Below are 24090 nucleotides of genomic sequence, written 5' to 3'. Positions count from 1 at the left end.
TCACCCCGCCAAGATGCGTTCATGGGACGGCGGAATTGCTTTCCAGCGCATCACCGTGTCGGGCAGGATCCAATAGAGCCAATGCAGAAGCTTGGCAGAGTTCTCTCCGCCTTTAAACTTGCGCATGCCCACAACGACCAGTGCAGCTGTCGGCATGGCGATCCAGATTTCAGAGAACATGATCAGAGCGCCAGCGACCCCGACAAAGGCGAGAAACTCGTCAACGGTGAACACCAGAATCTTTTCTGGAAGATCGAGCCATCGGGGGACTTTGTAAGTTCGCTCACTCATCGAGGGCTCCATGCGATAAAGAAGTTGGGTTGAAACGGCCCCGGCTTGAGGGAGAGGCTGCCAGCGGCGAAGTCGGAGGCTTCAAGACGCCAGATGGACCGGGACCGTTTCATCTCTCAGGACGCCTCAAGAGGTAGAGACGCCGCATCTACAGTTTGGATTTGCGCTTCGATTTGCGCGGGCGCGTCTGGAAGCTCGGCCGCGACAGCGGTGAGGACAATCGGCCCGCCAATGCCAACCAAGAGCCCGATACCTGCTGGCACAAGGATTGTTCCAATCGACATACGCGCGATTGCGCCGGCGGCGGCATAACCAAGCGCGATAAGCGTGATGATCCGCCCACCCGAACCAGCCAGCCAATCGCCAAGCTGGGTTTCGGCGGCTGCGAATGTCGTGTCGCCGCCCGCCATAGCGACCCCGGCCAGCACGGTGCCCGCAAGCGCTGCTGCGCCTAGCGCACCGACAGCGCCGAGCCCTCGACTAAAAGAAAACTTAAGAATAGAACCAAACGCCATTTGCGTAACTCCAGGTTTAAGGAAGACGCGGTCTTCACGAAGCCTGGAAATTAACGGGTGCTATTCATCATTCGTCAATATTGGCCAATTTTCGGCAAATATTCTGCAAGTGTTTCGAAAAATTGATTTCAGAATGAATTATTCTCAGAATGAATATTTCATTCCTGGCGTGATTTATAAATTATGGGTGACGATATTAAAACTGCGTCAAACGGGGCCGAAAAAGAGCAACTGCGACAGCTTGTCGCGATTTGTCATCCTCAAATACAGTCTGTTTTTCGCCTAAGCGGAGAATAATATAGCCTAAATAAATCGATTCATTTCAAAGACAAGTTGCGTAACTAGTTATGGTCAGCTAGCGTTCACTTGAGGTGGAAGCTGTAGAGTGCCTATGGCGGAAAAGGAGACGGAGACAGAAGAAAGGGGGGACAAGAATGTCCATCCAACTTGCTCCTAGGGAGCTCGTGCACGTTACGAGCATTGACGACACCCAGAGAAAACTGGGACGTCTTATACGTATAAACAGAAGAGCCTTGGAACTAACTCAAACAGGGCTTGGTGCTCGTGTGGGGCTAAATCAGTCGCAAATCTGCAAGTTTGAGCAGAACGGAGCAACAAGTTTCGAGATTTTCTTGAAAGCGTCTCGAGGTTTGGATCTGCCAGCCTGGGTCCTCTTGAAGGTCGCTGAAGACCCCAACGCGTTCGAAGAGGTCTGCAGCGTCAAATCAAAGTTTCGATCTGCCTTCTGAAGCCCAACACTTGTGGCCCACAATTAGTCAGAACGACTAGATTTGGCCCTTTTTTGCCATAGGCGAGGGTCGATATGGGCGACTTAAAACGCCCTAAAACGGTCGCTGCGCCTTCATTTGATCAGAAGCAAAATAGCGGTTTGAGAGATGTGACCTGACCCCTGATTTTCGGGCCATTTAAGGTTGGAATTTTCCATTTATGATCCCGTCAGGGAGAAGGAAGATTCGATGCGAAAATCTAAATTCACAGACGCGCAGATCGCGTTCATTTTACGTCAGGCTGAGGAGGGAACGCCCATTGCAGAAGTCTGTCGCAAAGCCGGGATTGCCGAGGCGACGTTTTACAACTGGCGCAAAAAGTATGGTGGTCTGATGCCGTCGGAGATGAAGCGGTTGAAGCAACTGGACGAAGAGAACGCACGGCTCAAGCGGCTTGTAGCAGACCTGTCATTGGACAAGGCGATGCTTCAGGATGTTATCAAACGAAAGCTCTAAGGCCTGGTCGTAAACGCGAATTGGTGAAAGACATGATGTCTGTTTGGCGGGTCAGTGAACGCCGCGCGTGCCGGGTCATGCAGGCGCATCGCTCTACCCAGCAGTACAAAACCATTCGCAGCGATCAGGCCGATTTGAAAAGGCGGATCAAAGAGATTGCCGAAACCCGTGTTCGCTACGGTTATCGGCGCATCCATGTCATGCTGAAGCGCGAAGGCTGGCCTGTAAATGCAAAGCGGATCTATCGCCTCTATCACGAGATGGGCCTGCAACTACGGAACAAAACACCGAAGCGACGGGTCAAGGCAAAGCTCCGAGACGATCGGAAAGATGCGACAGCGGTCAATGAGACCTGGGCCATGGACTTTGTTCACGATCAACTCGTCACGGGTCGCAAACTCAGGATTCTGACCGTCGTGGATACGTTCTCACGGTTCTCTCCCGTGGTCGATCCACGGTTCAGTTATAAAGGAGAAGATGTCGTGCAGACACTTGAACATGCCTGCAAACTGTTCGGTTATCCCAAATCTATCAGGGCCGACAATGGTCCCGAGTTCATTTCTCGAGACCTCGACCTCTGGGCTTATCAGAACGATGTCATTCTGGATTTCTCACGACCTGGCAAACCGACAGACAATGCCTTCATCGAGTCATTCAATGGCAAGTTCAGAGCGGAGTGTCTGAACGCGCACTGGTTCATGGGGCTCGAAGATGCCCGCTCAAAACTGGAAGCTTGGCGTAGAGACTATAACGAGGTAAGACCACACAGCGCGATCGGCTACAAAGTCCCGAAAGCGCTCATGAAACGCGAGAAGGCCGAACAGCCAGCTTGCGCCTGAAGCCCGGAAAATCCTCCAACCGGGTGGCCCAGAGATGGGGAGCAGGTCAATCTGAAGCCAGACTAACTCAAATAATGGACCACTTTTTGGGGAGCAGACCAGCAACTTTCTGGAGTTTGGGTTACACAAACTCAAACACGCAGCATTCTCTGAAGTGCATGCATCCAATATGTCCAAGCTCAGTGAAAGGCCGGGAACGGACGATCACTATTTCGGGTAACCGCACGGCCAATAATGGCGCCCAAGACCAGTTCCCAGCTGCAAATCGTTTATCCGGGTGGCACAAATCCAAGCCGCCGCATAAGAACGATGATTGACTATATAACTGAGCAAATGAATTGCCGAGCGATTCACCGTACCGCTCGAACTCTGGGTGCGTTCACCTCACTTTTCAAGAATGCAAGCCACTGATCCATACCTTGGTTGGACTTGGCTGACAGCAACAGAACTTTTGCGTCAGGGTTCACCGCCTTGATATTCGCAAGGCAGGCCTCTTCATCAAAATCAACATGCGGTGCCAAATCCATTTTGTTCACGATCACAAGGTCCGATGCTCGAAACATGTGAGGGTATTTCAACGGCTTGTCTTCTCCTTCAGTCGTCGAGATTATCGCAACCTTCATGTGTTCTCCAAGATCGAACATCGCGGGACAGACTAGATTGCCAACATTCTCAATAAACAAGATCGAACCTGCCGCGGGGTTGAGAGTTTTTACGGCACTAGAGATCATGTCCGCTTCTAAATGACATCCCGCACCCGTATTGATCTGGAGCGCCTTTGCGCCAGCTTCTCGAATGCGGTTTGCGTCATTGGCCGTCATTTGGTCGCCCTCTATAACAGCAATATCCAACTCATCATTTATGGCTGAAATTGTCGCTTCGAGGAGTGTGGTTTTACCTGCACCCGGAGAACTCACAAGATTGAGCGCCAAGACTCCTCGCCCCTCAAACCATCCTCTATTTTGCAGAGCGATCTGATCGTTCTTTTGGAGTACCGCCGTTTCAAGGCTGATAATTTCACCGCCAGGGCCATGCACATGCGGCTTGTCATCCCCTTCATGATGATGGTGATCATGGTCACCATCATGGGCATGATGATCATGCGGTGCTGCGCTCTGGGTTTCATCTAAAATCGACCCCGGACGCACGATCTGCGTTTCGCCGGTTTCAGGGTCCGTTATTGTGACAGCATTTTCCGTATCGCTACATCCGCATGTTCCGCACATTACGCAGCCTCCTCTGTTTCAAACTCTTTTATTAAAAATGTATCGCCCTCAGCGGAGACAATCTCTAGTGTCGCATTTTCAACAACCGTACCTTCGGCCACGATACCAAAACAAAACTCCAGGGCCCGAGACTCTACACACGCTTGGGGGCCTACAGACAGACAAATCCTTTTAACCTGACGGCCTTTGGCATGTTCCGTCACAATGGCGACAATGTTCTTTGTCAGCCCTAACTCATGCATTAGACTACTCCCCAAGCGAGCGGGCCGGTCTCAACCAAAATATAAGTTCCCATGGCAATGGCTAACCCGGCAGCGGCGGTATTTAATCCGGCATGCATCCATCCCATGCCTTTATCCACCCATTTCAATGGCCAAGCGACGACATATGTCAGTGCCGCCATACCCAAGATAGATCCCAGTCCAAAACTTAGGACGTAAAACACCGCTGTGGACACGTTTTGTGTTGCGGCCACCGCTAAAGCCAAAAGACCTGCTGATCCGGCCGCACCATGAATAAGGCCAATGAACAAGGCCTTGACTGGAAACCCTTCAGGATGATCGTGGACGTGCGGGTCAAGATTGTGCGTCTCCTTCGAGTCTGCATGCGAATGGACATGCATATGTTTCGCGCCATCCTCATGTTGATGACCGTGAAAATGTAACTTCTTTTTGCGAAACCGCCGAAAGACATCCACGCCCAGCACTATCAGCATGACCCCTACCCCAAACTCCAATGCGGCGCTCATGCGTTCCGTCAACTTCAAACCAAGCAAGATGACACTTGTGCAAATCGCAAACAGCGTAATGGTGTGGCCAAGCCCCCAAACTGCACCTCGGAAAGCCAAGGATCGTTTGGACTTCTTCGTGTCGGTCATCATCGTGCCTATGGCCGCCAGATGATCCGCTTCGAGCGCATGGCTCATTCCTATGAGAAACCCGAGAAGTAGAAAACCTATCACGTCGACCCTCCTAGCAAATTCTTGGCAGTTGCGCGCCGACGAGCATGTCAACAATGCGCCCACCGCCAAATATGGTCGTCATTTCCACACGCCCTGGTGTGCCTGATGTGGCTCTTCCTATAATTGCCGCATCCTTACCTGCCGGAAGGTTTCGCATCACGTTCAACGCGACCTCCGCATCTTCTTCAGGAACAAAAACGACCAGAGTGCCTTCATTAGCCAGATAAAGAGGATCTAGGCCTAGAATCTCGCACACGCCTTTGACCTCTTTTCGAATGGGAAATTGCGTTTCTTCGATAACAATATGCGTGCCTGATGCTTCCGCAATCTCATTCAAGGCGGAGGCCAATCCTCCTCTTGTTGCGTCTCGGGCGCAGCGTGTGCTTGGGACGGCTTTTGTGACAGCCTCCATGAGACCAGCCAATGATTGACAATCAGATGTAATGTTTGTCTTCAAGGCGAGGTCACCGCGCGCTGCCATTATGGCTGCGCCATGATCGCCCAAATAACCGTTTACGATTGCGACATCGCCAGGCTCAACCGCGCCAGCGTGAAGGAGCACGCCAGGAGGGATAACGCCAATACCTGCTGTCGTAATGAAGACCTTGTCAGCGCTACCGCGTTCCACAACTTTCGTATCCCCGGTCACAATCTTTACACCGATTGAATCAGCCGTTTCTTTCATCGTCGCAACAAGGCGTCTGAGCAAAGTTACTTCAGTACCTTCTTCGATAATAAATCCCGCCGATAGCCAAAGCGGGCGTGCGCCACCAACAGCAAGATCATTCACAGTTCCGCAGATAGCCAGTTTTCCAATGTCACCGCCAGGAAACTCAAGAGGGTCGACAACAAACCCATCAGTTGTGAAGGCGAGTTTCGCGCCGGCTTCAGATAGCGCGGCTTCACTAAGGCGGGCCTGGTCTTCGTGGCTTTCAGGTTCGAAGACGGATGTAAAAACATCATCGATTAAATCCCTCATTGCGCGACCACCCCCGCCATGAGCCATGGTGACATATTCAGCGCGCAGCGTTCGCCGTTTTGTCGGTGCAGATGTCGCAGGTGCTGCCATTACTCTGCGCTCTCCACTTGTGTGCGCACTCCACCGTATTGATAATAAGCTGCGCAAGCACCTTCTGAGGACACCATAAGGGCACCAAGAGGCATGTCAGGCGTACACCCAGTGCCAAATTGCGGGCATTGTTGAGGCTTCATCCTGCCGGTCATCACAGCACCGCATTCGCATCCCTCTGGCTCTTCATATTTAGTCCGCGGACGGCCATACCCGATTTCAAATTTTCGTTCAGCGTCGAAAGCAGCATATTTTTCGCGCATCTTCAGGCCAGACTTGTCAATTTCGCCAAGGCCGCGCCATTCGAAAGTTTCGCGGCGTTCATAGACGTCAGCGCATGCGGCAATGGAAACAGCGTTTCCATTATCCGGTACAATGCGCGCATACTGGTTTTCAACATCGGCCCGGCCGTCACGGACTTGCTCCAAAACCATCAGGACGGATTGGAGCAAATCGAGCGGTTCGAATCCCGCGACAACAATTGGCTTTTTATAATCGCGGGCAATAAACCGATAAGGCTCAATACCGATCACCATTGAGACATGCCCCGGCCCGACAAAGCCATCGAGTTCCATATAGGGGTCTTCCAAGAGCGCCTTTATGGGTTCTGGTACGGTAATGTGATTGCAAAACAGGGAAAAATTAGTGAGCTCTTCTGCTGCTGCCTGTTGCGCGCAAAGCGCGGTTGATGGCGTGGTTGTTTCAAACCCCAACGCAAAGAAAACAACCTCTTTGTCAGGATTGCGCCGTGCAAGTTCCAAAGCGTCGAGCGGAGAATAGACCGTGCGAATGTCCGCGCCTTCGGCTTTGGCCTGCAACATTGATTTTTTGGTTCCCGGGACGCGCATCGCATCGCCAAAAGTCGTAAAAATGACATTTTGGCGCTCAGCCAATTCTAAGCAGTCGTCGACGCGCGACATTGGCAGAACACAAACAGGACAACCGGGTCCGTGAATAAACTCCAAAGCCGGCGGGGTTAGCTTATCCAGTCCATACCTGAAAATCGCATGCGTATGTCCCCCGCAAACTTCCATAATGCGGATTGGCTTTTCGGGTGTTGCACCGATTTCGCCTACGACGCGTTCGATCGCCGCCAGCGCGCCCTTTGCTGCAACGGGATCACGAAATTCGCTTGCGTATTTCATCCGTTCTTTTCCATGGCTAATTGTGAGCGGCGCATGGCTTCGATTTCTTCTTGAGCCTCCCCCAACATCAACAAGACCTCCATCGTCTTGGCTGCTTCCTCTTCATCAATGCGGCTCATCGCAAAGCCCACATGCACAAGGGCCCATTCACCGATCAGAGCATCAATATTGCCATCTTCTGGCATGATACAGGCAAGATTGACCTCTCGCTGAACACCTGAAACATCGATCATACCTAGCTTCTTGGTCGCATCAGAAATCGAAATTATTTGTCCGGGAATACCAAGGCACATAAATATTCTCCTATTGAGGACTGGGTTGAAGTGAGGCAGCGGCGATAACCGCTTGACCAAGGGATAGACCGCCATCATTGGCGGGAATTTGTGAGTGGCTTAAAACACGATAGCCTAGGAACTGGAGTTGATCGTGAACGAGCTGAAACAGCGTTCTGTTCTGGAAGCAGCCCCCACTTAGCGCGATGGTTTCAAATTTTCGATCCGAGCCTGAGAGCTTCGCCACCATTTGCACAATGACACTTGCAAGGCCTCTGTGAAAACGCGCGGAAATTGTCCCAATCGGTGTTCCAACGACCAAGTCTCCAAGCATGGCGCGCCAGGCCCCCAAAGGTTCAATATAGGGCATCCTTGTTTCCTGATGCAGCGGAATAGAAAATGGATATTTCAAACTGTCCGGCTCATTTAAGGCAGCGGGGTCTATCGACGCTTCAAATAGCATGGCGGCATGCCCCTCATAGGACTGCTCATCCCTCAAGAGCCCCGTAATAGCGGCAGCAGCATCAAATAATCGTCCGCATGAGGAGGCAAGTGGCGACTGTGTGCCGCTAGCCATCATCCCATCAAGGGTCTCTCTTGGGGCCTCGTTCAAGTATTTGAAAATATCGAGGTCGGCAAAATTCATTGCAAACTCAGCCCAACCCATTTCTGCGCGAATATGGGCATAAGCATTCCGCCACGGTTGGCGAACGGCCTGTTCTCCGCCGGGAAGTGCGACGGGTTTGAATTGCCCCAGCCTTTCATATGAACGGTAGTCACAAGCCATGAATTCCCCACCCCAAACGGTTCCGTCAGGCCCCCACCCTGTTCCGTCCAACGCAACGCCCAAAACCCGGCCTGCATCCAGTGGCCAATTGTTCTCGGCCATACAGGATGCGATATGGGCATGGTGGTGCTGGATTTCGATCAACGGAATCTCGCGCTCACGCGACAAGCCCCGTCCGGCCTCTGAAGATGCGAAGGCAGGATGTGCATCAACTGCGATCGCATTGGGCTTGTGATCGAATAAGTTCTGATAAAGAGACAAGTTCCGAACAGCCTCGTCTCGGGCAGCCGGATGCTCCATATCCCCCAAATGCTGGCTTAATATCGTTTGACCATTTTTGACCAGACAGAACGTATTTTTGTAGTCCCCCCCCATGGCCAATAGGTCGTCCACATCGACAAAGCCGTCAGGCAGATCCAATGATTGAGGGGCATAGCCTCTGGCACGTCTGATCACGCGTTCACGTCCAGCTACGACACTGGCGACACTGTCATCCACGCGGTTGATAATATCCCGGTCATGCAGACAGGCAAAATCTGCAATCTGTGCCAAGTCTTTCCGGGTTTGTTCATTGGTTATGCATTGCGGGGCGCCTGATTTGTTTCCCGATGTCATCACGATTGGGCGCTTCATGCGCCGCAACATTAAGTGATGTAAAGGCGTATAAGGGAGCATAAACCCGAGGCGGTTTAGCCCTGGGGCAACGACCTCAGGAAGGGTGCCCGGTTTGGCTTTCAACAGCACGATTGGAGCCGCAACACTCTTGAGTACCGCTTCCTCAGCCTCGCTAACCTCGCAATATTGGCGAATGATATCGACCGTCTTTGCCATAAGAGCGAAGGCTTTATCTTTGCGGCCTTTCTTGGCCCGAAGGCTCGCTACCACGTCAGCCTTTGTCGCGTCGCAAGCTAGATGAACACCGCCAATGCCTTTGATGGCCACAATATGACCCATCATCAACATTCCGCCCGTGGCATCAACGTCATCCATCATGGAGAAGGCTTCGCAATTGACTACACCTCCCCCTAGTTTTTCAATCCAGGCTTTCGGGCCACAAACGTGACACGCCACTGGCTGAGCGTGCATGCGGCGATCTTTCGGATTGTCGTATTCTTGCTGGCAATCGGCGCACATAGAGAATGCCCGCATGCTTGTTTTTTCGCGGTCATAAGGGGCGCCATCAATGATCGAGAACCGTGGGCCGCAATTTGTGCAATTGGTAAAGGGATATCGATAGCGACGCTCAAACGCGTCAAAGCTTTCAGTATTGCAGTCCGTACAGCTTGCTGCATCCGGCGTGATCGAGACGCGCATGTCTCCGCCTATTGTGGCGATAATCTCAAAACCGTTGGGAGCATTGTCGCTTATCTGTTCTCTGGTCAGCCGATCAATTTTAGCCAGTGGCGGTAATGCTTCAGGCAGTGAGGTGACAAACTGGTCAATGCTGTCTCCCCAGAGGTGGATCAAAACACCATTTGCGGTATTGCACACGTCACCGCGCAAACCGAGATCCGTTGCCAGTTTCCAGACCGTTGGCCGGAAACCGACGCCTTGAACCTGACCGCGAATAAGAATGGCCTCTCCTTTTATGGGGATGGCATCAACCGCGTGTGCTCCATCGCTCATCATGGCTCAATCCGCCACAATAAAATCCGGTTGTTTCCGCTATCGGAGACGACGGCCATCCCGTCATGGCAGGTCAAACCATAAGGCCAACAAACACTATCGCGCCTGGCGACACCCCAGCCATTATCGCCTTTTGATGCAAAATCAGGTTGTGCCATCAATCGATTGGCGTCTGAGTTCATCGCGCAATCTTGCCAACCCAGAAGTCTCGAATTTGCTGTATCAGCGACCAAAAGCTGATCGCCATTGACGGTGATCGCATAAGGCATATTCAAAGCCTTTGCGTCAGGATAATATGCTTTTTGATTGTGGTCGCATTCTGAGAAGTCTGACTGCCCTAATACGAGATCACACGCTTGGCCGTTTTGTGTCGGAAACCCAGTCCAAAGCATGACTCGATTGTTCCCTGCATCCGTGACCGCGAAATGGCCATTCCAGAAAGCGGTCGCATGTGGCCAGCGCATGCCAGCGGGACCGACCTCTTGACCCGCATTTTCATGTCGCTCATCAAAAGTCGCCTGACCTATGACCAAATCGGCAGGTTGCCCTGTCACTTCAGGATCATTCCAGACCAGAACGCGCCGGTTCCCGCTATCACTAACCACGAGCCGGCCATCAATTTCCGCGACCCCATAAGGCCAGTGCATCGAATTCGCCTGAGGTTGATCCTTGCCGAAATTGGCAAGGACATCATTCGCATTGATCTGTCCCAATATAATATCGGCAGGTTGATTGTCATCGACTGGCACGGTTTTCCAAAGCAAGACCCGGTGGTTCCAAGCGTCAGCAACAGCAAGCCCCTTCCCCCATGGGCTGACCCCCGTTGGCACGTTTAAAGTTGAGGCGTTCGCAGCGCCCTTGGCATTGCGTCCTTCGGAAACGAAGTCAGGTTGACCGATCAATAAATCAGCTGGCTGGTTATCGACCTTTGGACCAGTTTTCCATCCCAGCAAGCGATGATGGCCGGTATCAGCGACCCATAAGGAGCCGTCCGGAAGCAGGCAGGCGCCACGAGGGCCAAACAGGACAGACGGACTGGGTGCATTTGATACTGCAAATTCAGTCTCGACCCATCCCAATACAATCTCGGGCCCGTCCTTATTGAGCAAACTTGCCCCGGTCGTCACCGAGCCTGGTGCTTTTACCGATGGGGAAAGAGAGATCTTCGCTGTGCTCATCTCGTCAGTCGCACTTCAACAATATTTCGTGTCACACGAACGCCATGCGGCTGTAATTGAACTTCAGGAGCTGTCAGGCATTCTCCGCTTTCGAGCGAATACTGAAATCCGTGGAATGGACACGTAATCAAACCCTCGTCGATAACGCCGTCATCCAGACGAAACCCCATATGAGCGCACGAATTATTGAAACAGGTTATCTTATCGCCGAAGCGCGAGAGCAGAACGGACTGGTCGTCAATATCGAGTGTTTGCGTCGTCCCATCTGGCAGATCTTTTAGATTGACGGTTTCGGTCCAGCCATCTTTCTGGAATGAGGCAAAAGGAGATACAAATTGAACACCTTCTCCACCGCCCATGCCTTTGACTTGCTGAATTTCAGTCGCTTCGGGCACATGGGTTTGTATGGCCGTCTTTACACCGGAGTAGAATGTCAGCGCCGAGGCCGGACATCCATCACAAGCACCCAGAAACCGAACCACAACCTTAGGGAGTTCAACTTTTACCAGTTCGACATCACCGCCATGACTGGCAAGCATCGGGCGAATGGTCTCAAGAGCCGCTTCAACCCTCTCAAACAAAGAGGCTCTCAATATTCCATGTCGTCGCAAGACCGTATAAACGATTTCGTCCGATGCAGCAGCCTTCAATGCAGGTCCAAATTCCGGCACCTCAGTCAGTAATTTGATCAGACGCTTAAATGCCTCGGCGTTCAAGGCATCAATCGCTTCCCCTCTGGCATGTGCAGCATTGCGTTGCTCTTCAGGCCAAGTATCAGCCAATTGCTCAAGTGCTGCAATGTCACTCAACAGAGATGGCAGATCTTTTTCAACTGATTCTTCGGGGGACGTCGCCATTTACGATTACCTGTATTTGAGGTCTTTATAGAGAATTGGCAGAGTAAACCCGCTAACAGCGCCACCAACGACTGCCGCGATCACCACCGAAACAAATTGCCCCAATCCTACGAGGATCACCGCCCCTAACAGGGTGGCCAGAATACCGCGCAAGAACACCTGAGTGTAATTTGCAAACAGGCGACCGGTTACAAACAGTTTGACCGAGTCCATGACCATAGAAAACATGCTAAACCCCTGCCAAAATCGTAAGTGCAAATATGCCGATAATCACAGCGGCGGCGCCACCGACCAAGCCATATAGACCGCCCATGCTAGCAGCCATTTCTGCGCCGAGGGCATCCTTACCAATGATCCAGCCCGACATAGCACCTCCCGCTAAAGAGGCAGCAATGCCTCCGAGTATCGCTATTATTAGTAGTGTTGACATTTAATCCTCTTTGTTCTGATGTTTATTGATTGATTTTGTGTACGTTTGAGAGTGGCTGCGAACTACCAAACATCTCGGTTTCCAATTCTTCCAAAGCGCCGCTGACAGCTTCGACTTTGTGAATGTCCCCCAGCTTGTTAAAGACAGAACGAGCTTCACGATAAAGACGAATTGCCTCCTTCAAGTTTTCCGGATTGCCTGCCTCTGGATTTTCAGGGTCATCTGGCAAGTTCGCGATGCAGTTCGCCTTGTTAGAAATCGTGTTTGCGTACTCGGCAGGCGTATCTTCCAAAGTTCTTACACGCAGCGCTTCATCATAGGCCTCAATTGCCCGAAAACCGTTTTCGACCCTATGACTTGAAGAGACATACTGGAGCGCATTACCAAGATTGTTCTGCAGCATCGCATATTCACTTGGGTTGTCGACAATAGTTACGACCTTCAACCCCTCTTCAAAAGCTTGCACGGCAAGAGCCTCCCGCATTTTTGAACGCTCATCCGAAAACGGAATTGACATAAAGGCTGTCGCGAGATTGTTCTGCAGAATGGCAAATTCTGCGGGATGCTTTTGTGCATTGAAGGTGCGCAAAGAACGTTGATAGGCGGAAATGGAATCGGTGATTGGCGCCCGGTTGTAGGAAGCCAAATTTTGCAAAATGAGGCCCAAATTCATTTCGGCTTCGGCAACTTCTTCTGACGTCCCCTGAATCCGCAAAGCCTCCAAAGCGCTGTTCATGGAATCACGAGCGCCTTCAAGATAACCGGGGTCATTCGATGGAACGGACATTTGGGCGGTTGCCATTCTAGCCTTGATCCGAGCCGAAAGAAGACCTTCGGTTTCAGGGCATAAATGCACCGCGTCATCGTAAAGCTTTATTGCCTCAATCAAGTCATCAAGTGATTTAGGCTTTTGCTGCATGCCCATGGCGATTTCCATCAGCATTTCGGCTTTTTCGGCGTCACTCGCACTTGCCGAGGCGACAGCCTCTCGGGCCGCTTTGGCTTCTTCTTGTGATCGGCTCACCATTCTTCGCGTTTCCCTAGAAGCCTTGTACTGGCTTCATATTTTTTGTTTTTTGATAATAGGCATCACTTTGAAGGTTTGTCTACGTAATACTCACAATGAAAACTTAGTTTGCACTTATGATGAAGGAATGGTGCAAATCAAAGCGGCCTGAGATGGGTCCCACTCGGCTGTCACGTCATCGCAAACCCACTCCGCTAGGCCGTTTGCGGCAAAAACGTCTTGCGCTGCAACAACGCGGTCTCCTTGAGCATTTCTGATTTTCAGGAGGCTACCCCCAGCCCTTACATGCTGAACCGGCATAATGAGCAATTGGTCTTCACGGATGATCGCAATTATAGCCTCGATCCCCTGAAAGTAGGTTTCATAAACACCGACAGGAACATAGACAGAGCCGCGCCTTATAGAAATTGTCGCACTCATCCGGTTTAATCCCTCTCCGTGCGGTTTTGAACTGTGAGATCCAGAACGCGCCGGCGTGCTCGGCGCGTCAGGATAAAAGACAAAGTGATTATGACGGGCACTGATAGTGTAACTAAGAGGCTATCGCTTATGGTAAAATCTGGTAGCCCTTTTAAGACATAGCTCACAAGCCCGATGCCATAGTAAGAAATAGCAGCCACAGACAGCCCCTCAACCGCTTGCGACAAGTGAACTTGTTGGCGTGTTCTGTGCTCCATCGAAGAAAGTAGCTTTTGATTTTGAGCTTGAGACATCTGGTCAAGCTGAGTACGGGCCAACTCCATCGCCGATCGTACTGTCAAGGAAGTCTGCTCCAAACGTCGATCGAAAGCCTGTATTGTTCCCATAGCCGGCGCAAGCCTATGCTCAATGAAGCCCCCCAAGGTCTGGCGTTGGCCAATAGGCACCTCACCCAAACTATCAAGACGTGAACGCACAATGTTGTAATAAGCATTCGAAGCCGCAATACGGTAACGTGTCTTGGATTGAAGACTCCCCACTTCAGCGAGAATGATCGCCAAGCTATCTATCGCCCCCCCAAGATCTTCACGAGTGACAATAGAGAGGTCCAAAACAGCAGCCTCCGCACGCCCCTCAAGCTCTCTCAGAGAGTCTGAAGCCATCCGAACGACTGGCAAAGCAAGTAGGGAAATCGATCGATAGATCTCGAGATCAATTAGGCGCTTAACCAATCGCCCGCGTCCAAACCCATCATCAAATCCACCGGTCACATAGTAAGGCACCAACCCATCACTATTTCGGAATGAGGTTGTAACCACGACCCCATCAAAAAATGTCCCACCGCCGAACAATCTTTGCTCCGGAAACTGAGTTGCCATATCTACATTTGATTTCTGCGATAGGGTAATCTTGATACCGGATAGCTGCCTTGCTGGTGCGCTGCGGATCAAGTCTAGTATTTCAGAAGCTGGAGCGGTTTGGCCGACATAAGTTATCGATACAAACTCCGTGTGCCTCTCAAATCTTATTATGCCATCATTACGTTGAATGATCTGATGACGTTCTGCTGGATTAAACTCTTCTGACCACGTTCCTGAGCTACCCTCGATTTCCTGGAGAGCCCAGCACCAAACCTGAGCTTCTGAAAAATCGATGTCCAGTGGTGGTCGTGAGTGAAATTCGGCGTCTATGGCCGCTCGGTCCTGATGCTGTTGAAAGATCCCAGAACTCAATTACTGCCCCCCCAGCCTCTATGCATCCTTCTGCACCGAAATCTCAGGCCATTTTAGCTCCGGCATGCAAGCCAGCTTGTGAACCTGCTTGATCACTTCTTTGGCCGCGTGGGCAACTTTTTCTGTCAGCCCAATGTGCATTTGCAGTGATTGCGCCTCGATGAGAAAGACTTTCACATGCTTTGGGAACTCATCCTCGTAAATACGCTTCCCGGCATAAAGAGCATGATCCCAGCGAAAATCATGCAAGTTCAGACTTTGCTCTTTAGGCGCTGCGAGCACCTCCCCTGGAACCTCATATATGGCCCCCGGATTACCTTCCGGCGCGCGAGCATCCACGACAATCAAATGCGTGGAACCTCGGGCATGATACATAACCCCCATACCATCTGTACCGGCGTCATAGAGCTGCACATATTCGGGCAACTCAACATCGCGCAGAACATTGATAACGGTTGCTCCAACGCCGTCGTCACAACGATTGGGGTTTCCGCAGCCAATAATCGCCAGTTTTAAATTCGCCATAGTCGGCAAGACCATTCCGGTTCCACAGGAAGCATCAGCTCGGGCAGATCGCAAAATTTGTTATGGGTCTGATAGTACATGCAAGTTTCACATGGCTGTTCAATATCGTGCGCTTCAATCGTATAGTCCGTGAACCCGGAAATGATCAGTTTCTTATCCAGATCATCGCCAGCTTCGTTTTGCAGTCGCGTGATAAACTCGTTGACCATTTCGGACGTTTCCGCACGCGGAAAGACCTCAGTCTTAAGGCCTGCCTTTAGCTTCCCAGCTATGACACTTCTTAGAGCAGTATTACATCCAGGTTTCATATTGTCGTCCATCGGCACGCTCAAATGCGCCAAAGCCGGCACCACCATTCCGGCTCGGCAGGCAGATTAAGTTCTGGAAGATCACACCAACGTCTGTGAACGAGATAGTACATGCATTCCTGACATCTCATCTCATCCTCGCCATGTGGCGAAAGCTTCCAACCGCTTACATCCAATTTGGCGCGCAATTGGTTTGCGTCCATGGCGCGCAACTCATCCAGGAGAGCAGAAAACTCTCTATCGGTCTCAGGAAACGGCTCTAACTGAGTTGTGAGCCCGTCTTTGAAAGCATCCTCAATCATTTTGATGAGGGTGTCATGATCAGCATTTGCAGGTGCAACGCCGTACTTATCCTTGCATTCCTCTGCAGATGTTTTTGTGGTCATGATTTTTTCTTCAGATATGTTTTAGACCCTAAATGGAAAGTCTGGAGCGAAGATCAAAATCAACCTTCGCTCCAGAGATGTCACCAGGTAGGCCTAAGCTGTTCGGAAACGCGCCAATTCTTCACCGGTTTTGGCGTCATGCGCATGCACCGTACACACAAGACAACTGTCATAAGAGCGGCAAACATGGCCCACCTCGACAGGGTCAGTTGGATCAGCAATTGGCGTTCCAATCAAAGCCTCTTCGATCGGGCCGCGTTCCCCTGCTGTGGAGCGTGGGCCAACATTCCAAGTTGTCGGCGCAATGATCTGATAGTTTTTTATTTTACCTTCTTTGATTTCGACCCAATGGCAAAGCGCACCGCGAATAGCCTCTGTTGCACCCCAACCGCGACCGTCCTTTTCCGTTGGCTTAATATACCAAGGATCAGTCAATTTGAACTCGCGCAAGCAACGCTCCGCTTCCCGATAAAGCTTGCAAAGCTCATGCATGCGGGCAAAGTGACGGAGCAAAGCAGATGGGCCGCCCATCTTGCGGTACATATCCAAAATCAATGGATCGGTATGTTGCCAAGCCTCGCCATGAGATCCGCCAGCTACGAGTTGACGGGCAAGTGGTCCAGCTTCCAGACGGCCATTTTCTTCATGGCTCACAGCTGTGCCCCAAGAGTATTTACCGTCAATATCAATATCGTTTTTCTGGATCGGATTGGTGGTCCTGTCAAATGGATGCACCATATCGCTGCCCTCATCATACCAAGCATGCAAGGTATCTTCGCGGGCAAATTTTTGATCCATAATTTTATGGGTATCTGTCGCACCGTCATACACACCAGACTTCATGATAAGGGCAGCATTTCTGCCTTCAATCGTTGGCTTTTGATATTTGTCTTCGTGCGGAAGATATCCCCAAGTTACAAACTTGTTGTGACCCCGACCGTAATTCTGAAGACCGATGTCCATCCCCATTCGCCAGTAGAGACCTAGGTCTGAATTGGCATGCTCAGGCTTCTCGTCGAGCCACGCAATGAAGTCATCATAGGATTTGATCTCCTCATAACGCTCCATGGAACACCCGAACCAAAGTGTTTCGATCCAATTTTTGCGGAAGTGTTCCAGGATCGCGATAGAGCGTGTGACGTCGGTAAGTGTTGGCGCACACATAACCCCGCCCGGAACCATGAATGAGGAATGCGGCCACTGCCCACCCAAGAGAGCATAGATTTCAACCGGGCGCCCTGAAATGGTGACACCAGCTTCATAAGACGTGCCTGTGAATGGTGAGTATCTTTTGACCGCTTCTTCGAAATACTGACTCTTGGAATAATTCTTATTGGTAAAATCAATCATGAAGAGGCCATAGTGATGGCGCGGCAATGATTGCAGCGATTCAACAATCTGTCCCAGATTACGAGCCAGAATAGCGTTTCGCGGAACCTCTGTTCCCCATGCCGTATCGAGCGCCCACGCTGCGCAGGTCAAATGTGACGCGCCGCAAATACCGCAGGCACGTGGTGTGACCACAAGACCCGCTTGGGGATCTTTGTCTTTTAGAATGACCTCAAAGCCGCGGAAAAGCTCCGCATGCGTCCAAGCATTGGTAACAACGCCGTCTTCAATATCGACGCGAACATCAAGATCGCCTTCAACACGGCCAACGGGTGAAATATCGAGTGTTTGAACTTGTGACATAATAATAACTCCTGATGTCGCTTATACGACGAAAATATCTTCTTCAGCCCAAGCTGGTGAAGCTCCCTTCGCGGCGGCCGTTAGCTTCATATAACCCTTCTTGTTCACGCCGGTGGGCATGTCCTTTGGTACGCCCATAACCGTTTGTGTCTTGAAGACCGTACCGGGTGCCAAATCGAAGAACGGAAACTCAGGTTCGGTACAGCCCAGGCACGGCATACCAGCACGTGTCTTGGAAGACTGACGGTTCCAGAGAATTCTATTACATGGACTATGTGTCATCGGTCCCCGACACCCAAGATCATAGAATAAGCAACCCTTGCGCTGACCGAAGGCCGTCGTCGAGACCTTGTAAGCAAAGTGCATGTTTCTCGTGCACCCCGTCTGCGTAAAGCTTGAGAAGAAGGTCTTAGGCCGTTGGAATTCGTCCAAGGTTAAGTCCCCTGCTCGTCCTGATGCAACGGCCACGAGGATTTGTGTAACCCAATCAGGGTGCGCCGGGCAGCCTGGAATATTGATGACAGGAAGGCCAGCTTTCGAAACGTAATCTTTGCCAAGCAATCCGCCATCATGATCTCTTTTCAAGAATTGAAGCCCGGTGCTTTCACTTGGGTTTGGCGCCATGGCAGGAATGCCGCCATAAGTCGCGCAATCGCCAATCGCTACAACAAATTGTGCCACGTCGCATAATTCTTTGACCCAGTCTTTCATTGGGCGACCGCCAAAACGGTTCCAATTGCCAGTACCGTCTGGCGCGTTCACGATTGATCCTTCGAACACAAAGATGTCCAATTGGATTTCGCCTGAGACACATTTCTTCAAAATGTCCTGAACCTGATCGCCAAGTTCCAGTCCCAATGAGGGTTGCCAAAGAATATTGATGCCAAAGTCTGTAACCAAGTCACAGGCGCTCGGCTCCTCAGCATTGAGAAATGACATTGTATTGCCGGAACACGCTCCGCCTTGAAGCCAGAGAAGATTTGCCATGATGAGTCCCTTTTCAGCAAGTTTATCTTGACGAAGATCACGGTCTCCTCGCTGATTGCGCAGTACACTCAGCTATAGATTGCGAACCTCTTGATTCCATATGAGGAAACCAGACACGCCTTGTAAAGCCTTATTTTCACGCAATTTTTTTCGATTTAGTGCAAAGAAACTTTCTTTGTCATGGTGCAAATCAAGTTTCAGCGCGTGCAAAATTGCAAGTCAACAGACTAGCCGTTCCGGTTTCCGCAGACTGGGCACTCAACCTCAGCCCTTAGGCCATACCAGACCCCCTCGCATGGCGTGCACCAATGCCCGACGGCATGACTGGGTTTGTTTGATAGCGCCGACAGTAAAGAGGTATGGCCTAGCTCTTTGGCTGGCTGGTTTCGATTCGAGCCTGGCAATCTTGAGAATGGAAAACGTGTGACATTCGTCTCTGTTGGCATATTCGCACCTGTGTCTTGCGGAATCGTCTCGCGATCAAATCAACCTTGGCTCAACTCATAACGCTTGATCTTATTTGCAATTCCCACCCGCGATACGCCGAGTTGTTCTGCAGCCCGTTTTTGGTTCCAACGATGACGCTCAAGCGCTTTGGAGACCACATGCTTTTCTAATTTCTCTACCATTTCCTTGAGAGTTGCGCCATCGACCTCAAAGTCCTCCGTGGTGGATTTATCAATATTGATACTGGCAATGTTTGGAGAAAGATGCCGGGTGAGGATATAGCTATCCGTGCCTGCGATCGTGACAGCCCTTTGGATCTCCATTTGAAGCTCGCGCACATTTCCAGGATAATTGTGGAGACTAAGTCGCTTCAGCGCGTCCATTGCAATGCCCAACAAATGTCGACCAGACACTTCTGACGCACGCTCCAAGAAATGAGTCGAAAGAGCCGGAACATCTTCTAGGCGCTGCCTTAAAGGTGGGATGTTAAGCTCAATCCCTTTGAGACGATAATATAGATCTCGCCGAAAAGTGCCTTTGACAACCAATTCCTCAAGTGGCCGATTACTCGCAGCGATGACCCGCACATTGGAATAGAGCGTTTCATCCGACCCGAGCGGCTTGACCTCCCCTTCCTGCAAAAATCGCAGCAAGCTGACCTGGAACGCAGGAGATACTTCAGAAATTTCATCCAGGAAGACGGTCCCGCCATCAGCAGCGCGGAAAAGGCCCAAACGCGGCGTCAATGCGCCCGAATAGGCCCCCGCCACATGGCCAAACAATTCAGAATGCAAAACATCATCGGGAAACCCTCCACAATTTTGGACATGCATAGGAGAGTTTTTACGATCAGAATTGTAGTGCACCGCGCGCGCCATTAGTTCTTTGCCGGTGCCCGTTTCGCCCTGTATCAAGATTGGAATTTCTGTCGCTGCGGCTTGTCGAGCCAAGGCGCACAGCTCATCCATTTTGGGGCTGACATAGATAAGTTTTTCAAATCTGGACCAAGGGCTCTTTATATCCTCAGATTTTGTTGGCTTGAAGATATGGTCATCTATCGACAGTTTTAGCTCTCGAGATAAAAGCCTATGACGACGCGAAAGCTCACTTATCTCAAGCGCGCGTTTAACGACGATCTTGAGTTGTTGTGCCTGAACAGGCTTTACCAGATACATAAATGTTGCGGCTCGAGATGCCAGATCGACCGCCTCGGCGGATATCTCCCCATCCGTAATCAAGATACGCGCAGTAGCTGGAGCCCTCACTCTCAAACGCGTTAAAATATTATCAGATGAGTCTTCAAGACTGTCATCGTCACAAATCAATAAATCACACTCAACGTCACTCATTGCGCTTTGTGCTTCCCGCTCGTTTTCGAACGTAATCAAGCGACAATCATTCTCGGCAACTAAGACTGAATGTGCAGCCTTGGTCAGCTGCTCATCAGACGTCAATAGGATAATCGTGTTGTACTGCGACAAATAAACTTCCTTATCATTGTGCAAACTATGTTTGTATCATTGATTTTACAGCACTCGTCAATGGTGACTGTCCATTCGCGGCAACGAGAAATGGACATCCGGCGCCGGCACCTCAGGCGGGGATACAACTGGTAAGGTCCAGCTCCGGTTCGCCCGCTAGGCCCTTCAGGATGAGGCCGGTAACACCCGGTATCACCTTACCTACACTGAGATATCGGACCCGCCACAATAGGTCGTCATTGCGGCTTTTCGATCGCCGGGGGCGCGACCAGCAGACTCGACAGCTCCCATACGGAGGCATCGATTATCTGCTCCGTCGCTACAATCACAACAGTGAGCGTTAGTTTGAGTATGTTCCCCTCATTTCGAAGTAGTTCCGATTAACACCCGTATACGGCTGATGGGGTATTCGTCCCAAATTACTTCTTGCGCCCACCAAGTACTGCGACGAGCTCTTCGACTTTCTCACGACGTTCAGCCACATCGTCGCTGCTCAGGGCATGGTCGACGCACGTGTCCAGATGATCTTGGAGCGTGAGATTTTCGAGCGCCGACAGAGCGGCCTTGATCGCCTGCAGCTGCCGCACAACATCGATGCAATAGCGGTTATCATCAATCATCTTCGAGACACCGCGCACCTGACCTTCGATACGAGCAAGGCGTTTGAGCGCGGCCGACTTTGTTTCTAACTTCATTTCGTATACCCCAGCAGCGTATGTCGCCAGACGTGGAAAGCGGCTCGGCTAAACCCTCAAAACACGAACGCTTTGAGCGGTATCCAAATCCCCATCGCCATCATGACTAGGTTCTCTGTCAAAGACACGAAGCCGAGCGGCACATTGGAGTCGCCGCCAACGCACGCGCATTTTAGGTCGCGCTTGTCGACATAAACAGCCTTGTAAACTGAGATCGCGCCAATCGTACCAATAAACAGCGCGATGGGCGCGCCAATCAAGGCCGCAGCTCCGCCGCCAATCATCAGGACGCCAGCAACCACCTCGGCGAAGGGATAGACATAACCGTACCCAACCTTGCGCTGCGCCAGGAGGTCATAGTTCAAGAACATGGTTGAGAAGCGCTCAACGTCCTGAAGCTTCTGAAGCGCCAAAGCCGTCATCGCGAAAGCGGCAAAGAGTTCAACGGTGCGGACCGCGAGCACATCACCAAGCAGTCCCCAAGACACAGCGAGAGCCATAAGGGCGCTGATCGCGAAGATCATCAAAACGGGGGTGTACGTCTTTTTGTCACTACTTTTCTCATACGACGTCAAACGCTCGCGCAACGCTTCGTACCCGCCGATGCGCTCGCCTCCGATAAAGGCTTGCGGCGTCGTTTTGACATCATGCTTTTGTTTGAAAGCATCGGTTTCTTCGCGCGTCGTTAAATGATGGTCTTCAACGTCAAAGCCCTGTCGCTCGAGCAGCCATTTCGATTTAAGTCCATAAGGGCAGAGATGCTGATCCATCACCATACGATAGAGCGCCGCCGTTTTCTGCGAGACTTGCGGCGCCTCTGCACCATTGGTCGCGTCTAATGATGACATCCTGAGACTCCAAATATACCCTATGGGGGTATATTGATAAGAGCGCACCTTCCGTCAACCGCTCTAAGCGATGAAGATCTGCCCAAGAGGTCAACGGGCTATTCAGCGGGCTACGCCAATCCTGCCGGAATGGGGCAAATCGAGCCGTATTTGGTCCTATTTTTCGAACCACCTCTATTCACGAAGCAGCAATGGCGTTCTTCGAACCTCACTCCTCGACGACTAATCGAACATTCCCAAGCTCTGTCTCAAACGCGCGGCCATCGCCAGACCAGGTCTCGAAGCCCTCATGTGCTGAGACGTTGTGATAGCCTTGTGCGTCAAGCGCCTTCTTCACGAGCGCGGCACGGCTGCCGGTTCGGCAATAGAGTATGATCTCAACATCTGCATCTCTGACTGTATCGGCGACTATGAATTCCGCTTTGCCGCGGGGCAGCCACTGCGCTCCAGGAATATGCCCCAGCTCGAACTCGGACTCGGTACGAACATCATAGAGGAGCACGTCCGGATTCGCGGCCAAGCGCGCAGCGACGTAGTCATTATCAACAAATTCAATGCCTGCCTGAGCCGCCTCAACCACATCTTCCATCGTCATCAAATCGTCCGCCTGTGCAGCGAACGGCAACCCAGCACATAAAACCACAAGGGCCATCATTCTCATCATCAGTATCTCCAATCTCAATCACTAAATTTAAGCCCGTCCGGCACCAGATGAGCAATCTTCATCAATTCGTCCCGCCGGTAGGCCATGGACCCACCGTCTCCATAGGCTGGTCGATCTGTCTTATGCCCCATCAGCGTGCAGCGTAATCCATAATCCAATCCAGCTTCGAGCATTCGTTTCTCGAAAGCGTGTCGGAACGAGTAGATTACGTGGTCTGTTGTTGGAAACAGCCCCCTTTGCCGAAACGCCTTCATCAGATTGGCGGATACGAGTTCGCCGCGATCACGGTAATGCTCGAAACCTTCCGGAGCTGCTCGCATCGCTTCAAGCGCGACGCCGACCAGTGGAATATCGCGTATGGATGTCTCGGTTTTGATTTCACGGTTCTGCCGAGGGCGGATACGAATAAAAGGGACGTTGGCTTTTAGCTTTATGTCTTCTGGCAGGAGATTGCAGATTTCACTGGTTCTGCAACCTGTTTCGATCAGCACATAAATGATGCACCGTAGCTCCCATCGCAGATCATCAAAGATGCCGGGCGCGAGAATTTTGCTGCGAACCCAGTCATCCTCGAACGGTGGCACGTCGACCCGAGATTCGCCCTTGAAGAACATTTTCCGAAAAGGATTGAGCCGCTCTTCGTCGCCCTTGTGGGAGAAGTAGGCCTCGTGCAGCGTTCGCATATTGCCAATATGCCGATTGGCCGTGTTCGGCTTGGCCGGTTTCTCACCTTCCTCGCGTGGGATCATCCGCTCCATCCACCAGTTGCGGTAAGACAGTGCATCGTCACGTGAGATCGCAGCTATGGGCAGATCGCCGATCACATCAATGAAGTAATTGATTGAGGTCCGCTTGGTCTTTTCCCAGGAGTATTTCTGTTTGGGCGACTTGTTGTACTGCTCGTCGAAAGCGATTTCATCGAGATAGAGCTGGAAGGC

The 24090-nt window shown here is 51.3% G+C and carries 27 protein-coding genes; 1 reads left to right on the top strand and 26 read right to left on the bottom strand.

Annotation, left to right across the window (positions count from 1 at the left end; all coding sequences use genetic code 11):
* Together traL and AAC029_RS14740 are read right to left on the bottom strand one after the other, a co-directional pair.
* A complete protein-coding gene (gene traL / locus AAC029_RS14745; protein ID WP_292048268.1) occupies window positions 1–291 on the bottom strand; it encodes a type IV conjugative transfer system protein TraL in 291 nt (96 codons plus the stop codon).
* Between the two features lie 116 nt (window positions 292–407).
* A complete protein-coding gene (locus tag AAC029_RS14740; protein ID WP_292048267.1) occupies window positions 408–806 on the bottom strand; it encodes a hypothetical protein in 399 nt (132 codons plus the stop codon).
* Window positions 807–1783: 977 nt separating this feature from the next.
* Here AAC029_RS14740 and AAC029_RS14735 point away from each other — a divergent pair.
* A protein-coding gene (locus tag AAC029_RS14735; protein ID WP_292048265.1) for an IS3 family transposase occupies window positions 1784–2889 on the top strand; the annotation gives its coding sequence in 2 pieces (ribosomal slippage) (window positions 1784–2039 and window positions 2039–2889; 1107 coding nt in all).
* A gap of 350 nt (window positions 2890–3239) precedes the next feature.
* Here the strand turns inward: AAC029_RS14735 and hypB are convergent.
* The 24 genes from hypB to AAC029_RS14615 form a co-directional block, all read right to left on the bottom strand.
* Entirely contained in the window at window positions 3240–4115 is an 876-nt protein-coding gene (gene hypB, locus AAC029_RS14730) for a hydrogenase nickel incorporation protein HypB (protein ID WP_290479371.1), read from the bottom strand.
* The gene (locus AAC029_RS14725) at window positions 4115–4357 is read right to left on the bottom strand and encodes a hydrogenase maturation nickel metallochaperone HypA (RefSeq protein WP_290479370.1); all 243 of its coding nucleotides are present in this window, start codon (window positions 4355–4357) and stop codon (window positions 4115–4117) included. Before AAC029_RS14725 ends, hypB begins: the two co-directional genes overlap by 1 nt.
* Window positions 4357–5076, bottom strand: a complete 720-nt coding sequence (locus tag AAC029_RS14720; RefSeq protein ID WP_290479369.1) for a hypothetical protein — start codon at window positions 5074–5076, stop codon at window positions 4357–4359. The genes AAC029_RS14725 and AAC029_RS14720 overlap by 1 nt, the downstream gene beginning before the upstream one ends.
* A gap of 10 nt (window positions 5077–5086) precedes the next feature.
* Window positions 5087–6145 carry a hydrogenase expression/formation protein HypE gene (hypE, locus tag AAC029_RS14715; protein WP_290489764.1) on the bottom strand — a complete coding sequence of 353 codons (1059 nt, stop codon included), beginning with the start codon at window positions 6143–6145 and terminating at the stop codon, window positions 5087–5089.
* Window positions 6145–7290 (bottom strand): hydrogenase formation protein HypD, encoded by a 1146-nt coding sequence (hypD, locus tag AAC029_RS14710; RefSeq protein WP_290479367.1) that lies wholly within the window; start codon window positions 7288–7290, stop codon window positions 6145–6147. The genes hypE and hypD overlap by 1 nt, the downstream gene beginning before the upstream one ends.
* Window positions 7287–7583 carry a HypC/HybG/HupF family hydrogenase formation chaperone gene (gene hypC / locus AAC029_RS14705; protein ID WP_290479366.1) on the bottom strand — a complete coding sequence of 99 codons (297 nt, stop codon included), beginning with the start codon at window positions 7581–7583 and terminating at the stop codon, window positions 7287–7289. Before hypC ends, hypD begins: the two co-directional genes overlap by 4 nt.
* Window positions 7584–7593: 10 nt before the next feature.
* Window positions 7594–9978 (bottom strand): carbamoyltransferase HypF, encoded by a 2385-nt coding sequence (gene hypF / locus AAC029_RS14700; protein WP_290479365.1) that lies wholly within the window; start codon window positions 9976–9978, stop codon window positions 7594–7596.
* A complete protein-coding gene (locus AAC029_RS14695) occupies window positions 9975–11153 on the bottom strand; it encodes a hypothetical protein (protein WP_290479364.1) in 1179 nt (392 codons plus the stop codon). Before AAC029_RS14695 ends, hypF begins: the two co-directional genes overlap by 4 nt.
* Window positions 11150–12010: a NifU family protein gene (locus AAC029_RS14690; RefSeq protein ID WP_290479363.1), complete on the bottom strand. Its 861-nt coding sequence runs from the start codon at window positions 12008–12010 to the stop codon at window positions 11150–11152. The genes AAC029_RS14695 and AAC029_RS14690 overlap by 4 nt, the downstream gene beginning before the upstream one ends.
* Before the next feature lie 6 nt (window positions 12011–12016).
* A complete protein-coding gene (locus AAC029_RS14685; RefSeq protein WP_290479362.1) occupies window positions 12017–12238 on the bottom strand; it encodes a hypothetical protein in 222 nt (73 codons plus the stop codon).
* Between the two features lies 1 nt (window position 12239).
* Window positions 12240–12377 (bottom strand): hypothetical protein, encoded by a 138-nt coding sequence (locus AAC029_RS14680; protein WP_290479361.1) that lies wholly within the window; start codon window positions 12375–12377, stop codon window positions 12240–12242.
* A gap of 85 nt (window positions 12378–12462) precedes the next feature.
* Window positions 12463–13467, bottom strand: a complete 1005-nt coding sequence (locus AAC029_RS14675; protein WP_290479360.1) for a hypothetical protein — start codon at window positions 13465–13467, stop codon at window positions 12463–12465.
* Between the two features lie 114 nt (window positions 13468–13581).
* Window positions 13582–13887 carry a hypothetical protein gene (locus AAC029_RS14670; protein ID WP_290479359.1) on the bottom strand — a complete coding sequence of 102 codons (306 nt, stop codon included), beginning with the start codon at window positions 13885–13887 and terminating at the stop codon, window positions 13582–13584.
* 5 nt (window positions 13888–13892) lie between these two features.
* The gene (locus AAC029_RS14665) at window positions 13893–15119 is read right to left on the bottom strand and encodes a DUF3422 family protein (protein ID WP_290479358.1); all 1227 of its coding nucleotides are present in this window, start codon (window positions 15117–15119) and stop codon (window positions 13893–13895) included.
* Between the two features lie 18 nt (window positions 15120–15137).
* Window positions 15138–15659, bottom strand: a complete 522-nt coding sequence (locus tag AAC029_RS14660) for a hydrogenase maturation protease (RefSeq protein WP_290500967.1) — start codon at window positions 15657–15659, stop codon at window positions 15138–15140.
* Window positions 15632–15964, bottom strand: coding sequence for a hypothetical protein (locus AAC029_RS14655; RefSeq protein ID WP_290480837.1), 333 nt, complete (start codon window positions 15962–15964; stop codon window positions 15632–15634). The genes AAC029_RS14660 and AAC029_RS14655 overlap by 28 nt, the downstream gene beginning before the upstream one ends.
* Before the next feature lie 8 nt (window positions 15965–15972).
* A complete protein-coding gene (locus AAC029_RS14650; protein WP_339749309.1) occupies window positions 15973–16338 on the bottom strand; it encodes a hypothetical protein in 366 nt (121 codons plus the stop codon).
* 93 nt (window positions 16339–16431) lie between these two features.
* Window positions 16432–18030 carry a nickel-dependent hydrogenase large subunit gene (locus AAC029_RS14645; protein ID WP_290479354.1) on the bottom strand — a complete coding sequence of 533 codons (1599 nt, stop codon included), beginning with the start codon at window positions 18028–18030 and terminating at the stop codon, window positions 16432–16434.
* 21 nt (window positions 18031–18051) lie between these two features.
* Window positions 18052–19017, bottom strand: coding sequence for a hypothetical protein (locus AAC029_RS14640; protein WP_290479353.1), 966 nt, complete (start codon window positions 19015–19017; stop codon window positions 18052–18054).
* 485 nt (window positions 19018–19502) lie between these two features.
* Entirely contained in the window at window positions 19503–20945 is a 1443-nt protein-coding gene (locus AAC029_RS14635; protein WP_290479352.1) for a sigma-54 dependent transcriptional regulator, read from the bottom strand.
* A gap of 419 nt (window positions 20946–21364) precedes the next feature.
* Entirely contained in the window at window positions 21365–21640 is a 276-nt protein-coding gene (locus AAC029_RS14630) for a metal-sensitive transcriptional regulator (protein WP_290479351.1), read from the bottom strand.
* Window positions 21641–21696: 56 nt separating this feature from the next.
* Window positions 21697–22488 (bottom strand): glutaredoxin, encoded by a 792-nt coding sequence (locus tag AAC029_RS14625; RefSeq protein ID WP_290939962.1) that lies wholly within the window; start codon window positions 22486–22488, stop codon window positions 21697–21699.
* 208 nt (window positions 22489–22696) lie between these two features.
* The gene (locus AAC029_RS14620) at window positions 22697–23152 is read right to left on the bottom strand and encodes a rhodanese-like domain-containing protein (RefSeq protein WP_290479349.1); all 456 of its coding nucleotides are present in this window, start codon (window positions 23150–23152) and stop codon (window positions 22697–22699) included.
* A gap of 14 nt (window positions 23153–23166) precedes the next feature.
* Window positions 23167–24090: tyrosine-type recombinase/integrase (locus AAC029_RS14615; protein WP_339749301.1), on the bottom strand; the 924-nt coding region annotated here is incomplete at its 5' end.

Origin of the sequence: uncultured Maricaulis sp. (assembly GCF_963975345.1) — a bacterium.
Classification (GTDB): domain Bacteria; phylum Pseudomonadota; class Alphaproteobacteria; order Caulobacterales; family Maricaulaceae; genus Maricaulis.
This window is presented reverse-complemented; position numbering and strand designations above follow the sequence as displayed.